This is a genomic window from Kribbella sp. NPDC048915 (assembly GCF_040649595.1).
In the GTDB taxonomy this organism is placed as follows: domain Bacteria; phylum Actinomycetota; class Actinomycetes; order Propionibacteriales; family Kribbellaceae; genus Kribbella.
In genome coordinates this window covers 37,400-52,058 of the sequence record NZ_JBEZFT010000048.1, presented here as the reverse complement: position 1 = coordinate 52,058, position 14,659 = coordinate 37,400, and the positions used below count along the sequence as shown (strand labels likewise).

Sequence of the window (14,659 nt, the reverse complement as noted above, 5' to 3'; positions counted from 1 at the left end):
GACCGCAACAACTACAAGATCACCCACACCATCCACATCCACGACGGTTGACAACCACACCCCAGCCCTAACTGAGCGGCATTGGGGTTGCCCCCACAACCGCGAGGTTGCCCATCCAACTGGAGGGTTGCCCATCCGACTGGAGGGTTGCCCATCCGACTGGAGGGTTGCCCATCCGACTGGAGGGTTGCCCATCCGACTGGAGGGTTGCCCATCCGACTGGAGGGTTGCCTGCTCGGGTGGAGGGTCTGCTGCGGGTGGGTGAGGTGCTGCGTGGTCGGCCAGGCGTGACGGGTGCGAGCGAGCAGCGGGGTTGTGAGCCGGCGGCGAGGGTGCGGGGCGGCAAGGAGGTGTCGGCCGGGCGTGACGGGTGCGAGTGAGCAGCGGGGTTGTGAGCCGACGGCGAGGGTGTGGGGCGGCAAGGAGGTGTGGGGCGTCGGCCGGGCGTGAGGGGTGCGAGCCGGCGGCGAGTGTGTGGGGCGACGTCCTCACCCGGGACCACGGTGAAACCGGCGGCCGCTCGCGCAGGTTGATCGCCCTCGGACCGCAGGCGCCCTGCTACATCGTCATCCCGCTCATGACGGAAGCGGTGCAGCAGCGCGCGGACCAACCGCGTCAGCGGCCGAGGGTGTGGGGCGTCGGCGAGGGGTGGGCGGCGCGTGGGTGGTTCTTGGGGTCGCGTCGTGAGAGTTACTGCTCGCGGAAGACCTTGTGTTGGGCGGCTTGGGCGCGGGGGCGGACGGTGATGCGGTCGATGTTGACGTGGGCGGGGCGGGTGGCGATCCAGGCGACCACGTCGGCGATGTCTTCGGAGGTGAGCGGTTCGCGGACTCCGGCGTACACGGCGTCGGCCTTGGTCTGGTCGCCGCCGAAGCGGGTCAGGGCGAACCCCTCGCTGCGGACCATGCCGGGCGCGATCTCGCAGACCCGGACGGGTTGGTCCCACAGTTCGAGGCGGAGCGTGTCGACGACGGCCTTGGCGGCGTGCTTCGCGGCGACGTACCCGCCGCCGCCCTCGTAGGCGACCTGGCCGGCCGTCGATCCCATCACGATGATCGTTCCGCGCCCGGCGATGAGGGCCGGGAGCAACGATTTGGTGACCGCGGCGACGCCGATCACGTTGACCTCGTACATCCGCCGCCAGGCGTCCAGGTCGGCCTCCGCGACCGGCTCCAGCCCGAACGCGCCGCCGGCGTTGTTGACCAGCACCTGCAACTCGTCACCGACGGCGGCGGTCAGTGCGGCGACGTCCTCGGCGGACGTCACGTCGCACTGCACCGCGCGGCCGTCGATCTCCTTGGCCAGCGCCTCGATCCGGTCCAGACGCCGCGCGGCGCAGATCACCTCGAACCCCTCACGGGCGAGGTATCGCGCCGACGCGGCCCCGATCCCACTGCTCGCACCGGTCACCACGGCCAGAGGACGATCGCTCGAAGTCATACCCCGAGTTTCTCAAAAGCCTTCGGCTGCTCGGCCGGGAGTCTCACGGATCGTCGCGCCGACCCGATCACCGCGGCGAGCGCGACCCCGGTCACAGCGAGGAACGCCCCGAGCAGCCCCAGCGTCGGTACGTCGGGGTGGATCAGTGACTGCCCGCGGAACGCCTGCGCCGTCACAGTGACCATCACCCCGTAGTACCCGAAGGCAGCGACGCCGACCAGGCGATTGCGGACGCGTTCCGACTGCAGCCACTCGACGCGGGTGGCGAGCAGACTCAGCGCGAGGACCACGAGCAACAGGAAGTGAATCGCGTGCAGTCCGACGAAGTGCGGAACCCGGAGGTCACCGCCGGTCGTGCTCCAGTGCGTGAGCGGCATCCCCGGGCCGCCGGCCTCGACGCCGATGCTGTGGCTGCCCGCGAGCGTCACCTCGTGCCCGTACGAGTCTTGTACCTCCTGCCGCGACCCGTTCGCGCCGACGAGGTAGAAGGCGATCCCCATCCCGGCGACGGCCAACGCGAGGCCGACCCGGAGCGCCCGGTTCAGCGGTGCGTCGCCGATCCGCTGGAACAGCAGCATGATCGCAATCACCAGGCTGGCCCCGAACAGCCCCATGACCCCGGACATGAAGACCTGCTGGCCGATCTGGTTGAAGGTGTCGGTGTTCGCGTTGAAGTGGCTGAACGTCCCGCGGGCCGCCTGGATCGCGATGAACCCGACGTCCACGAACCCCGTGACCGCGAAGACGGTACCCGTCCACCAGCCGAGGCGTTTCGCCTTGCGCAGCTTGGGAAGCAGCCACGCCAGCGTCCCGCCGTACAGCACGAACGACAGGCCGAACTTGAACGGTTTGAGCCACACGGACTCGTTGAGGATCTCTCGACCGTCGACCAGCAGACCGATCCCGGACACGGCGACCAGACCGGACATGACGAGCACCATCAGCATCAGCGGCCGATGCCAGGACCTGACTTCTTCGAGGACTGTACGCATGCCCATCATGCTGTTCGCGCGCGGACCTGAAGTCAGTGGTGCGAATCCGCCACCCAGGGTGGTGCTAGCCCCACCTGGCCGCGGCGCTGATCGCCGATTTCGAGGCGCTGCCGGCACGCGAGCGCAACGTGCCGCGGATGGTGTTCCTCGATCGCTCGGCGCGCGAGCTCTATCCGGAGTGGGACGCGGTCGCGGCCGAGAGCGTCGACTACCTCCGGATGTACGCCGGCCGCGCGCCGGACGACCCGGAACTCACCGAGCTCGTCGGCGAGCTGTCGATCCACAGCCCGGACTTCCGCGAGCTCTGGGCGCGGCACGACGTGGTCGACAAGGGCCACGGCACGAAGATCCTGCGGCATCCTGTCGTCGGCGAGATCACCATCACGTACGCGACGCTGCAACTTCCCGGCGACACCGACCAGCTGTTGGTGACGTACACCGTCGAGCCCGGTTCGCCGTCCGAGCAGAACCTGCGACTGCTGGCCAGCTGGGCCGCTCCGGATAGGGAGAACTCCCGATTCGTGCCGCGGGAGCCGCGGTTACCCTGACAACGTGACCGAATTTGCCGCCGACCGTCCTCTCCGGCGGGTTGCGATGATCAGCCTGCACACCTCACCGCTGGACCAGCCGGGAACCGGGGACGCCGGCGGGCTGAACGTGTACGTCGTCGAGCTGTCCAAGCAGCTCGCCGGGCTGGGGATCGAGATCGACGTGTTCACCCGGGCGACCTCGTCGGCGCTGCCGGCCCGGGTCGAGATGCTGCCCGGTGTCACGGTCCGCAACGTTGCCGCGGGCCCGTACGAAGGCCTGACGAAGAACGAACTCCCGGCCCAGCTGTGTACGTTCGCCCGCGCCGTCCTGCGCGCCGAGGCGATCCACGAGCCCGGCTGGTACGACGTGATCCACTCGCACTACTGGTTGTCCGGCCAGGTCGGCCTGCTCGCCCGCGATCGTTGGGCGGTCCCACTGGTCCATACCATGCACACGATGGCCAAGGTGAAGAACGCCAGCCTGGCGGACGACGACGTACCCGAGCCGCCGGCGCGGCTGCTCGGCGAGGAACAGGTGGTCGAGGCCGCGGATCGGTTGATCGCCAACACCGACGACGAGGCGGTCGAACTGATCGACCTGTACGGCGCGCGGCCCGCGAAGGTCGGCGTGGTCAATCCAGGGGTGGATCTGGAGCTGTTCAGCCCCAGGTCCCAGGCGGCCGCGCGGGCGGCGGTCGGGGTGCCGGCGGATGCCGTCGTACTCGCGTTCGTCGGCCGGATCCAGCCGTTGAAGGCGCCCGACCTGCTGATCCGGGCCGCGGCGCGGATGCTCGAACGCGATCCGTCGCTGCGGTCCCGGCTCGTGGTCGCGATCATCGGTGGTCCGTCCGGCAACGGCATGGAGCACCCCGAGTCGCACGCCGAGCTGGCGCGGGCGCTCGGCATCGACGACGTCACCCGGTTCGTGAAGCCGGTGGAGCGCGAGCGGCTGGCCGACTGGTACCGCGCGGCCTCCGTCGTGTGCGTCCCGTCGTACTCGGAGTCCTTCGGGCTGGTCGCGTTGGAGGCGCAGGCGTGCGGTACGCCGGTGGTCGCGGCGGCGGTCGGCGGCCTGAGTACTGCGGTGGTGGACGGCGAGACCGGTTACCTGGTGCGCGGTCATCGGGTGGACGACTTCGCCGACGCGCTGTCGCGGATCGCGACGGATCCGGCGACCCGCGAGAGCATGAGCCACGCGGCGGTCGCGCATGCCCGCGGATTCGGCTGGGAACTGACCGCCCGGAACACGCTGGCGGCGTACCGGACCGCCGCGGAGACAATGGCGGCCGAGATCGCCGCGGAGGTGGCCGGGTGAGAGTTTCAGCGGCGGACGTGATCCGCCAGGTGCTGACCGAGAACGAACTCGACTTCGCCGAGAGTGAGCCGGGGGCGTTCGTTGCGGACCTGCCGGGGGAGCGGAAGCTGAAAACCACGGTGTCGCTGACCGTCGGTCCGCAGTCCGTTCACGTGCACGCGTTCGTCGCCCGGCACCCGGACGAGAACCACGCCGCCGTGTACCGCTGGCTGCTGGAGCGGAACCTGCGGATGTACGGCGTCGCGTTCGCCGTCGACCACCTCGGCGACATCCACCTCGACGGGCGGGTGCCGCTGCACGCGATCACGCCGGCCGAGGTCGATCGGTTGCTCGGGGCGGTGCTGGAGTACGCCGACACCTCGTTCAACACGATCCTCGAGCTCGGGTTCGCGACCTCGATCCGGCGCGAGTACGAATGGCGGGTCGCGCGCGGTGAGTCGACCCGGAACCTGGACGCTTTCAAGGGCTGGCTCGAGCCTCGTTAGACTCGGGTCCATGACCTATCGCCTGATCCTGCTCCGCCACGGCCACAGCGACTGGAACGCGAAGAACCTGTTCACCGGCTGGGTCGACGTCGACCTGAACGCCCAGGGCGTCGAGGAGGCGCACCGCGGCGGTCAGCTGCTGCTCGAGCGGGACCTGCTGCCGGACGTCCTGCACACGTCGGTGCTGCGGCGCGCCATCCGGACCGCCAACATCGCGCTCGAGGAGGCCGGCCGCCAGTGGATCGACGTACGGCGATCCTGGCGGCTGAACGAGCGGCACTACGGCGGCCTGCAGGGCAAGGACAAGAAGCAGACCCTCGAGGAGCTCGGCGAGGAGCAGTTCATGCTGTTCCGCCGCTCCTACGACACCCCGCCGCCGCCGATCGAGCGCGGCTCCGAGTACGACCAGGCCGGCGACCCGCGGTACGCCGGACTCCCGCCCGAGATCCTGCCCGCGACCGAGTGCCTCAAGGACGTCGTCGAGCGGATGCTCCCCTACTGGTACGACGCGATCGTGCCGGACCTCCGCGCCGGAAAGACCGTGCTCGTCACCGCCCACGGCAACTCGCTGCGCGCCCTGGTCAAGCACCTCGACAACCTGGACGAGAAGACCGTCGTGGGGCTGAACATCCCGACCGGGATTCCGCTGTACTACGAGCTGGACGACAACTTCAAGCCACTCAAGCCCGGCGGCGAGTACCTGGACCCAGCCGCTGCCCAGGCCGCCATCGAAGCCGTCAAGAACCAGGGCCGCTGACCCCCGTTCTTCCACCGCCGCGCCGAGTCCTTCGGCGCGGCGGTGCCCGGTTGCGCCGGGAGTTGCGCGCCCCACAAACGGCCCCTCGGCGTGGGTGGCGACAGGCTGTGGTGGGCTTGAACACGTTATTGCCTGTTCACAGCCGCCGGCAGGTGTTCACGCCCACCATTGCTCGCAGGGCCACGTCCAGCGCACTGGGCGGCGAGGCGGCAACAGGCAGTGGCCCCAAAGGCGTGTCCGTTCGAGCGAAGAAGCTGCCTTCGGCAACTAAACGCCGGAAACGTCAGTGGCTGTTGGGGTTGGGGGTGGAGGCGCCGGCGCCGGAGCCGGCCGCGGTGCCGCCGATGGCGACCGGGAGTTCGCCGGTCACCAGGTACACGACCCGGCGCGCCATGGCGACTGCATGGTCGGAGATGCGTTCGTAGTAGCGGCTCAGCAGCGCCATGTCGACGGCGACCTCGACGCCGTGCGGCCAGTCCGCGTCCATCATCAGGCGGAACTGGTTGGAGCGCAGCTTGTCCATCTCGTCGTCGGTGGATTCCAGCCGGGACGCGGCTTCGACGTCCCGGGTGGCGATCACGTCCCCGGCGGCGTCGACCATCTTCCCGGCCACGGACCCCATCGATTCGATGACGTCGTGCAGTTCGTCCGGGATGGCGGGCGCCGGGTACCGCAGCCTGGCGATCTTCGAGACGTGCGCCGCCAGGTCGCCCATCCGTTCGAGGTCCGCGACCATCCGGAGCGCGGCGACGAGCATCCGCAGTTCGTTGGCGACGGGGGACTGCCGCGCCATCAGTTCGAAGACCTTCTCCTCGATGCCTTCGCCGGCGGCGTCGAGCTGGATGTCGGCCGCGATGACCTCCTCGGCCAGCCGGATGTCCGCGGCCAGCAGGGCCGCGGTGGACCGGCGGACGGCGGTGGACACCGTCCGCGTCATCCGCTCGAGCTCGGCGAGGATGTCGTCGAGCTGCTCGTGGTACGTGTCACGCATGGTGGTCGATTCCGATCTGTGGTGTCCGGTGCCGCGGCGGGACCGGCCGACAAGGTCTCGGATCCCGCCTGCCGGTGACCGTACGGCGTCGAGGTTGCCGGACGGCGACGAGTGGTGAACGGCAAATGAACACTTGGGTCGCGTCCCGGTCATCCGGTGCTCATCGGGGCTTTCCCTGCTGGTCGCCCGCGTAGCATCGTTGCCGTGGACCCCACGCTGGCTGCGGTGCTGGGCGGCGTCATCGGCGCGGCCCTGGCGCTGCTTTCACTCGGCGCGATGATGATTTCGGAGCGGGCGCAGCGCAAGATCCCGGAGTCCCCGGAGCCCGCCGTACCGTCCGGGGTCGCGACCGTGCTGTCGGTACTGCGGTCCTCGGCGGTCGTGATGGGCCCGGAGGATCAGGTGCTGCAGGCCAGCGCCCCGGCGCATGTGCTCGGCATCGTCCGTGGTGAGCGGCTGGTGGTCGACGACATCCTGACGATGGTTCGGCAGGTCCGCCGGGACGGTGAGATCCGGCAGCAGGACCTCGAGATCGTCCGCGGCCGGCTCGGCGCCACGCAGTACGTCAGTGCCCGGGTGGCGCCGCTCGGCAGCCAACTGGTGCTCGTCCTGGTCGAGGACCGGACCCGCGAGCGTCGCCTGGAGGCGATCCGGCGCGACTTCACCGTGAACGTCAGCCACGAGCTCAAGACGCCGGTGGGCGCGCTGATCCTGCTCGCCGACGCGGTGTCGGAGGCGTCCGACGACCCCGAAGCGGTGCAGCGGTTCTCGGACCGGATGCGGGTCGAGGCGTCCCGGCTGAGCCGGCTGGTGAAGGAGATCATCGAGCTGTCCCGGCTGCAGGGCGACGACCCGCTGGAGAATCCGGGCCCGGTCGACGTGAACTTGGTCATCGAGGCCGCGGTGGACCGCTGCCGGATCGACGCCGACGACCGTGACATCAGGATCGTGGTGAAGAGCGAACCGGAGCTCGAGGTGCTGGGCAGCGAGGACCAGTTGGCGATGGCGATCGGCAACCTGGTCGAGAACGCGATCAACTACAGCCCGGACGGTACCCGCGTCGCGGTCACCGCGCACCCGATCGGCGACCTGGTCGAGGTGACCGTGTCCGACCAAGGCGTCGGCATCCCGAGCAGCGACCTGGAACGCGTGTTCGAGCGGTTCTACCGCGTCGACCGGGCGCGCAGCCGCGAGACCGGCGGCACCGGCCTCGGCCTCTCGATCGTCAAGCACGTCGCCTCGATCCACGGCGGTGACGTCCGGGTCTGGAGCGTCGAGGGCCAGGGCTCGACCTTCACCGTGAGACTTCCGCTGCGGCTCGATCCCGCGGCGGGCCAGACCGGCCTTTCCAGCCAGGACAGGCCGGCCGTTCCCCTGGCGCCCACCCCGTCAGGTCAGATGAAGAAGGAGACAGCTTCGTGACCCGAGTGCTGGTCGTCGAAGACGAAGAGAGCTACAGCGACGCGCTGTCGTACGTGCTCCGCAAGGAGGGGTTCGAGGTCGCCGTCGCGGAGACCGGCCCGGACGCGCTGGACGAGTACGACCGCGCCGGTGCGGACATCGTGCTGCTCGACCTGATGCTGCCCGGTCTGTCCGGTACCGAGGTGTGCCGGGCGCTCCGCAGCCGGGGCAACGTCCCGGTGATCATCGTGAGCGCGAAGGACAACGAGGTCGACAAGGTCGTCGGTCTCGAACTCGGCGCGGACGACTACGTGACCAAGCCGTACAGCCCGCGGGAGTTGCTGGCCCGCATCCGTGCCGTACTGCGGCGCGGGCAGGATGTCGAACTACTGCCGGACACGCTCGAGGCCGGCCCGGTCCGGATGGACGTCGAACGGCATGTGGTGACCGTCTCGGGCGCCGAGATCCGGCTGCCGCTGAAGGAGTTCGAGCTGCTCGAGATGCTGCTGCGGAACACCGGCCGCGTGCTCACCCGCGGTCAGCTGATCGACCGGATCTGGGGCGCCGATTACGTGGGTGACACCAAGACTCTCGACGTGCACGTGAAGCGGTTGCGCTCGAAACTCGAGAAAGACCCCTCGAATCCGCAGCATCTGGTCACAGTGCGTGGTCTCGGCTACAAATTCGAGGCCTGACTCACACGTCCCCGACTCGCACCGCGCCTTGTTGTTAGCTTAGGCTCTCCTTAGTTGAGGCAAGCTAAGGAGAGTCATTGATGTCCTGGTCCCGTCCCAAGGTCACCCGGGCGGTCAGCGGTGCGATCACCGCCTTACTGCTCGCCACGACCGCCCTGACCGCCTGCGGCAGCGACGGCGACAAGCAGGCCGAGAGCTCGGCCGGTACCGCGTCGTCGGGGTTCCCGGTCACGCTGAAGAACACGTTCGGCGAGACCACCATCACGACCAAGCCGGAGCGGATCGTCACGCTCGGCTGGAATGCCCAGGACGTGGTCTACGCGCTCGGTGAGACGCCGGTCGGGATGCCGCGAGTCACGTACGGCCCGACATCCGAGGGCGTCACCGCATGGGACGCGGACAAGTTCGACAAGTCGAAGACGACACTGCTGGACGTCGGCGACAAGTACCCGTTCGAGCAGATCGCGGCACTCAAGCCCGACGTCATCCTGGCGCCGTACGAGGGGTTCGACGCGGCGACGTACAAGACCCTGAGCGGAATCGCGCCGACCGTCGCGTACCCGGGGGCGCCCTGGCAGACCACCTGGCAGGACCAGACGATGCTCGTCGGCGAGGCGCTCGGCAAGAAGGCCGAGGCGGAGAAGCTGATCGCCGGCATCCAGGACAAGATCAAGCAGGTCGCGGCCGAGCACCCCGAGTTCAAGGACAAGACCTTGACCGTCGGGTCGTTCGGTGCGGAGAACTACGTGTACATGCCGGGTGACCCGCGGGTGCAGATCCTGAACGAGATGGGCTTCAAGAACGCCCCGGGTGTCGAGGCGCTGGAGAAGACCAACACCAAGAAAGAATTCGCGCTCTCGATCAGCAAGGAGAAGGTCGGCGACATCGACGCCGACGTGCTGATCGCGTACGTCGACGGGCTCGGCAAGGACAAGTTCCTTGCCGACCCGGTGTACTCGTCACTGAAGGCGGTCAAGTCCGGCGGGGTGTACGCCATGGACGACCAGCAGGTGATCTCCGGGATGAGCGCAGTCAGCGTCCTGAGCGTCCCCTGGGTCCTCGACCAGGTCCTCCCCGGCCTCTCCCAAGCCGCCAAGTCCGCCGCGAAGAGCTGACCCCGCCTCCTCACCCGCCCGGCTTGGAGCATCCTGCTCCGAGCCGGGCGGGTGCGTCGTATCTGTGCCCGGGTACCCAGCCGCCTCCCCGGCGGTGCACCTGAGGGGGGCGGCTCGGCGCCACCTCAGCGCCACCTCGGCGCCACCTCGGCGCCGACTCGGCGCCGGCCGCGGGCAGTCGCACAAGGGTCGGCGCCGGCCATGGGCAGTCGCACAAGGCTCGGCGTCGTTCGGGCGGCGGGGTGCGGGGTGGGGCGTCGTACGGCGGGCGGGGGTGCGAGGATTGGCGTCGTACGGGCGGGCGGTGTGCGGTGGGGCGTCGTACATGCGGGGCGTCGTACGGGCGGGCGGTGCGCGGTGGGGCGTCGTACATGCGGGGCGTCGTACGGGCGGGCGGTGCGCGGTGGGGCGTCGTACGGGCGGTGCAGCTCACGGGGCGGTGCACCCTCTTCGGGGGCGTTGAACAGGAAATTGCGGGTGCTCTCCCCCCAATAGGTGTTCACACCGACCGGCGGGTGTTGACGCTGACCGGTAGCTGTTGACGCCAGCCGGTGCGTGTTCAGCGCCGCGTGTGGTCGGTGTGCTCGCCGTGCGGGCTCGGGCTTGGTGTGCCGGCGCTGTACTGCGTTCGGGTCGCGTGGCGGCGAGTTGCGTCCGGGCGGTTTGTGGGGGGTGGGGATCTGATGTGGGGGCTTTGAACAGGTTATTGCTTGTTCACGCCCGCTGGGGCTTGTTCACGGCCACCGGTTCAGTACTGCGTGTGGTCGGTGTGCTCGCCGTGCGGCTCGGGCTTGGTGCGCTGACGCTGTACTGCGTTCGGGTCGCGTGGCGGGCGAGTTGCGTCCGGGCGGTTTGTGGGGGGTGGGGATCTGGTGTGGGGGGTTTGAACAGGTTATTGCTTGTTCACGCCCGCTGGGGCTTGTCCACGCTCGCCGGGGCTTGTCCACGCCCGCCGGTTCAGTACTGCGTGTGGTCGGTGTGCTCGCCGTGCGGGCTCGGGCTTGGTGCGCTGACGCTGTACTGCGTTCGGGTCGCGTGGCGGGCGAGCGGCGACCGGGCGGTTTGTGGGGGTGGGGATCTGATGTGGGGGCTCTGAACAGGTTATTGCTTGTTCACGCCCGCCGGGGCTTGTTCACAGGCACCGGGTCCTGTCCACGCCTACCGGGGTTTGTCCACGCCTACCGGGGTTTGTTCACAGCTACCGGGTCCTGTTCACGCCTACCGGGGTCTGTTCACGCCTGCCGGGGTCTGTTCATGGTCACTGGGGGGTGTTCAGGCCGTACCGGGAGGGCCCCCGCGTACCGCGCCTGGTGGCGCGGGTACGGCGGGGTCCTGAGTGCGGGTGGGTTGTCGCGCGGACCTACTCGGCGGGGGCGGCGGAGGGGGAGTAGTGGTCGTCGGTGAGGACCGGGACGTAGGTGTTGATGGGGGCGGCCGCGCCGAAGGTGATGGTGACGTTGACCATCTGACCGGGCTTGGCACCGGTGACGATGACGGTGGGGCCGCCCTGTTCGGCGCCCGGGGTCGGGGCCGTGGGGGTCTCGGTCGGCGTCTCGCTGGGGGTCGCCGGGGTCTCGGTGGACTCGCCGGCCGCGCTGCCGGGGATGACGACCGCGGTGTTCGGCGCGAGCTCGATCGGCTCGGTGATGCCGGTGAAGCTGACGTTGCCGGGCTGGTCGCCGCCGTCCTGGCCGTCCTGGGTGCCGGGCGGGGCCTGCTTGATGCTGACCAGGGTGTCCGGCTCGGCGCCGTCGTTGACGATCACGCTGTGCAACTCGCCGTTGCCCTCGGCGTCGGCCAGCACGATCATGTTGCGGACCTTCAGCTGCCCGGACTCGGCGTTGGTGCCCTCGGCGGCCTGGTACGGCTGCAGGGTCGGCGCGGAGAAGTTCGCGCTGCACGCCCCCAGCGCGATACTGAGAGTGGCGGCGGCACCCGCCAGCACGGTACGCCGGGCGAACCGCGAGGACAACGTGATCGGCACTGGAATCCCTCTCGTGCAAGCTGTTTCGGCCTGTTGCGGCACGGTGTGCCTCAATCGTGGGCGCCGTCAGGCAGCGGCCTCCGGCGCACCACAGCGTAGCTCTCGGCCTCGGCGAGCCCGACGCCGGGATGCCCCGAAAGGGGGTCCGCGGCGGTCCGGAAAAGAACAGTACGCGCGCACGCGAGGCACGCAAGACAGCGTTTGTCAAGGCAGGAAGTGGCCTCTGACCAGCGCAAACGCCCCGACCGGACCACGAACCGCGTGGTAGGATAGATCTCGGAAAGGGGCACGTGACATATGACTTTCACAGTCGGCGAGACGGTTGTTTACCCCAATCACGGAGCGGCCGTCATCGAGGACATCGAGACCCGTCAGATCAAAGGTGAGGACAAGACCTATCTGGTCTTGAGGATCGTCGCTCAGAACGACCTGGTCGTCCGGGTCCCCGCGTGCAACCTCGATCTCGTCGGCGTGCGTGACGTCGTGGATCAGGCTGGCCTGGAGCGCGTCTTCGACGTGCTGCGTGCACCGCACACGGAGGAGCCGACCAACTGGTCGCGACGGTACAAGGCGAATCTGGAGAAGCTGCACTCCGGTGACGTGCTGAAGGTGGCAGAGGTCGTCCGTGACCTGTGGCGCCGTGAGCGTGACCGCGGTCTGTCCGCCGGTGAGAAGCGGATGCTGGCGAAGGCTCGCCAGATCCTGGTCTCCGAGCTGGCGCTGGCCGAGCACACCAACGAGGACAAGGCCGAGGCCATCCTCGACGAGGTTCTCGCTTCCTGAAGCAGTCGGTATGAGTAGCGCGGTCGTGATTCCCGCGGCCGGGCTGGGGCTGCGACTCGGTGGTGAGACCCCGAAAGCGTTTCGAGAGGTCGGTGGCGACTCGCTGTTGGTCCACGCGGTGCGTGGGCTGAAGGCAGCGGCCGCCGCCGACCTCGTCTGTTTCGTGGTCGCGGTGCCGGCCGGCACCGAGGAAACGGTCGCCAAGGAGCTCATGCCGTACGTCGGGGACGCGCAGCTGCGCGTGGTGGCCGGCGGCGGCGAGCGGGCCGAATCGGTGCGCGCGGCGCTGGACGTGGTGCCGGTCGACGGGATCGACTGCATTCTCGTGCACGACGCGGCGCGGGCGTTCGTGCCGGTCGACGCGATCGAGCGCGTGGTGGCGGCGGTGCGCGGTGGCGCCGAGGCCGTCGTACCGGTGGTGCCGGTGACAGACACGATCAAGCGGATCGGGCCGTCGGGTGAAGTGGTCGACACGCCCGATCGTTCGAGTTTGGTGGCAGTGCAGACACCGCAAGGGTTCGCTCCCGACGTACTGCGGCGCGCGCATGCCGCAGGTGCTGACGCCGGGGTGACCGACGACGCGATGATGTGCGAGCGGCTCGGCGTGACGGTGCAAACCGTCGAAGGGTCGCCGGATGCCTTCAAGGTGACCCGCCCGCAGGACCTGCTGCTGGCGGAAGCCCTGCTGGCGCAGCGATCCGCGGAAGGGGCGGCGCGATGAAGATGCCGCGAGTCGGCAACGGTGTCGACGTCCACCCGCTGGAAGCCGGACGGCCGATGTGGCTGGCCGGGCTGCACTGGCCGGAGGAAACCTCCGGCCCGGCAGGTCATTCCGACGGTGACGTGGCCGCGCACGCGATCTGCGACGCGTTGCTGAGCGCCGCACGACTCGGTGACCTCGGCTCCAACTTCGGCACCACCGAGCCGGAATGGGCCGGCGCATCCGGTGCGGCCCTGCTCGCGGAGACGGCTCGCCGGGTCCGTGCCGCCGGCTTCGAGATCGGCAATGTCGCGGTGCAGATCATCGCCAACCGTCCGAGATTCGCCGCCCGCCGCGAAGAAGCCGAGAAGGCCCTCAGCGCCGCCTGCGACGCCGACGTCAGCGTCAGCGCCACCACCACCGACGGATTGGGCCTCACCGGCCGCGGCGAAGGCATCGCCGCCATCGCCACCGCCCTCGTCTACTGAGGCGCGATCACCTCGACCGGCGTGTCGGAGAAGCGGGTCGCGCGCGGATCGAGTTCGTTGCCCAACCGCTGCGTCAGCAGGCCGTAGAGCTCCGGACGGCGGCCGCGCAACCAGCGCCGACCGGTTGCCAAAGGCACCAGACCCAGGTCGAGGTCGGCGCTGACCACGGCTTCGTCGGGTACGGGTGTCTCGGCAACGATCCGGCCGTACGGGTCGATGATCATCGCGTTGCCGGTGCGCAGTTCGTCGTCGTCGCGCCCCACACCGTTGCTGAACAGCACGAACAGCCCGTTGTCATGGGCCCGCGCCGGCAGCCAGCGCAGCAACCAACCACGCCCGCTCGGCCCGTTGAACGCTTCCTCGACCGCGGCAGGATCGTCGATCCGGTTCTCCAGACCGACAGCGGGATCGGTTTCATGCCGTGCGGGCTGCGTGAGTTCGTGCCGCCGGTCTGATGTGGCGCGAGCAGGACGGTCGCGCCGAGCAGCGCGGTGATCCGCACGTTCTCGACCAGGTTGTTGTCCCAGCAGATCAGCACACCGGCCCGGAAACCCCACGGCGTGTCGAAGACCGTGTACGCCGATCCGGCAGCGATCTCTTCGTGCTCGAAGGCATGCAGTTTGCGATGCACGTGGACCTGTCCGTCCGGCAGACAGACCGCGTACGCGTTGAACAACGTGCCCTCGGCCTCCTCCAGGAACCCGACGCCGAGGCCCGCGTCGAGTTCCTTGGCCAAGGCAAGGACCCGGCTGACCAGCGGCCCGTCCGCAGGCTGAGCCAACTCGCGCAGCCGCGCCTGCGAGTGGCGCCGAAGATGCCAGTAGCCGAGCAGACACAGCTCGGGGAAGACCACCAGTCGAGCGCCGCCGCGGACCGCGCCGCGGGCGAGCCGCTCCACGGTGGCGAGGTTGGTCGCGGGATCGTCAGGAGCCGGTTCGAACTGGACCACTGCTGCGCGGAAGGACGTCATACCGCCATCGAAA

At 69.2% G+C, this 14,659-nt stretch carries 16 protein-coding genes; 10 read left to right on the top strand and 6 right to left on the bottom strand.

Annotated features, from left to right (window positions below; all coding sequences use genetic code 11):
* Positions 1-690 precede the first annotated feature (690 nt).
* Both AB0B82_RS23050 and AB0B82_RS23045 read right to left on the bottom strand, forming a co-directional pair.
* Complete coding sequence (locus AB0B82_RS23050; protein WP_360171993.1) at positions 691-1,440, bottom strand: SDR family NAD(P)-dependent oxidoreductase; 750 nt, start codon at positions 1,438-1,440, stop codon at positions 691-693.
* The gene (locus tag AB0B82_RS23045; protein ID WP_360171990.1) at positions 1,437-2,432 is read right to left on the bottom strand and encodes a hypothetical protein; all 996 of its coding nucleotides are present in this window, start codon (positions 2,430-2,432) and stop codon (positions 1,437-1,439) included. Before AB0B82_RS23045 ends, AB0B82_RS23050 begins: the two co-directional genes overlap by 4 nt.
* Before the next feature lie 74 nt (positions 2,433-2,506).
* Between AB0B82_RS23045 and AB0B82_RS23040 the strand changes: the two genes are divergently transcribed.
* From AB0B82_RS23040 to AB0B82_RS23025, 4 genes are read left to right on the top strand one after another with little or no spacing between them, the layout of a single operon-like run.
* Entirely contained in the window at positions 2,507-2,980 is a 474-nt protein-coding gene (locus AB0B82_RS23040) for a hypothetical protein (protein ID WP_360171999.1), read from the top strand.
* A 4-nt stretch (positions 2,981-2,984) separates the two neighbouring features.
* Entirely contained in the window at positions 2,985-4,277 is a 1,293-nt protein-coding gene (gene mshA / locus AB0B82_RS23035; RefSeq protein ID WP_360171987.1) for a D-inositol-3-phosphate glycosyltransferase, read from the top strand.
* Positions 4,274-4,762: a YbjN domain-containing protein gene (locus AB0B82_RS23030; RefSeq protein ID WP_360171984.1), complete on the top strand. Its 489-nt coding sequence runs from the start codon at positions 4,274-4,276 to the stop codon at positions 4,760-4,762. Before mshA ends, AB0B82_RS23030 begins: the two co-directional genes overlap by 4 nt.
* A gap of 10 nt (positions 4,763-4,772) precedes the next feature.
* Entirely contained in the window at positions 4,773-5,519 is a 747-nt protein-coding gene (locus tag AB0B82_RS23025) for a phosphoglyceromutase (protein ID WP_360171981.1), read from the top strand.
* 283 nt (positions 5,520-5,802) lie between these two features.
* Here AB0B82_RS23025 and phoU read toward each other — a convergent pair whose 3' ends face one another.
* Positions 5,803-6,510: a phosphate signaling complex protein PhoU gene (phoU, locus tag AB0B82_RS23020; RefSeq protein WP_360171978.1), complete on the bottom strand. Its 708-nt coding sequence runs from the start codon at positions 6,508-6,510 to the stop codon at positions 5,803-5,805.
* Positions 6,511-6,714: 204 nt separating this feature from the next.
* On the opposite strand from phoU, the gene AB0B82_RS23015 reads away from it, so the two are divergent.
* The 3 genes from AB0B82_RS23015 (at position 6,715) to AB0B82_RS23005 (ending at position 9,721) form a co-directional block, all read left to right on the top strand.
* On the top strand, positions 6,715-7,932 hold the full coding sequence (locus AB0B82_RS23015) for an ATP-binding protein (RefSeq protein WP_360171975.1): 1,218 nt from the start codon (positions 6,715-6,717) through the stop codon (positions 7,930-7,932).
* Positions 7,929-8,606, top strand: a complete 678-nt coding sequence (locus tag AB0B82_RS23010; protein WP_360171972.1) for a response regulator transcription factor — start codon at positions 7,929-7,931, stop codon at positions 8,604-8,606. The genes AB0B82_RS23015 and AB0B82_RS23010 overlap by 4 nt, the downstream gene beginning before the upstream one ends.
* Positions 8,607-8,686: 80 nt before the next feature.
* The gene (locus AB0B82_RS23005) at positions 8,687-9,721 is read left to right on the top strand and encodes an iron-siderophore ABC transporter substrate-binding protein (protein WP_360171969.1); all 1,035 of its coding nucleotides are present in this window, start codon (positions 8,687-8,689) and stop codon (positions 9,719-9,721) included.
* 1,360 nt (positions 9,722-11,081) lie between these two features.
* Here AB0B82_RS23005 and AB0B82_RS23000 read toward each other — a convergent pair.
* Positions 11,082-11,705, bottom strand: a complete 624-nt coding sequence (locus AB0B82_RS23000) for a hypothetical protein (RefSeq protein ID WP_360171966.1) — start codon at positions 11,703-11,705, stop codon at positions 11,082-11,084.
* A gap of 297 nt (positions 11,706-12,002) precedes the next feature.
* On the opposite strand from AB0B82_RS23000, the gene AB0B82_RS22995 reads away from it, so the two are divergent.
* The 3 genes from AB0B82_RS22995 to ispF are packed head-to-tail and all read left to right on the top strand — an operon-like array spanning position 12,003 to position 13,676.
* Positions 12,003-12,488, top strand: coding sequence for a CarD family transcriptional regulator (locus AB0B82_RS22995; RefSeq protein WP_130446326.1), 486 nt, complete (start codon positions 12,003-12,005; stop codon positions 12,486-12,488).
* Positions 12,489-12,498: 10 nt separating this feature from the next.
* Entirely contained in the window at positions 12,499-13,209 is a 711-nt protein-coding gene (gene ispD, locus AB0B82_RS22990; protein ID WP_360171963.1) for a 2-C-methyl-D-erythritol 4-phosphate cytidylyltransferase, read from the top strand.
* A complete protein-coding gene (gene ispF, locus AB0B82_RS22985) occupies positions 13,206-13,676 on the top strand; it encodes a 2-C-methyl-D-erythritol 2,4-cyclodiphosphate synthase (protein ID WP_360171960.1) in 471 nt (156 codons plus the stop codon). Before ispD ends, ispF begins: the two co-directional genes overlap by 4 nt.
* Here ispF and AB0B82_RS22980 read toward each other — a convergent pair.
* Positions 13,670-13,957, bottom strand: a complete 288-nt coding sequence (locus AB0B82_RS22980; protein WP_360171957.1) for a hypothetical protein — start codon at positions 13,955-13,957, stop codon at positions 13,670-13,672. The genes ispF and AB0B82_RS22980 overlap by 7 nt on opposite strands.
* Positions 13,897-14,646: a nitrilase-related carbon-nitrogen hydrolase gene (locus tag AB0B82_RS22975; protein ID WP_360171954.1), complete on the bottom strand. Its 750-nt coding sequence runs from the start codon at positions 14,644-14,646 to the stop codon at positions 13,897-13,899. Before AB0B82_RS22975 ends, AB0B82_RS22980 begins: the two co-directional genes overlap by 61 nt.
* Between the last annotated feature and the right edge of the window lie 13 nt (positions 14,647-14,659).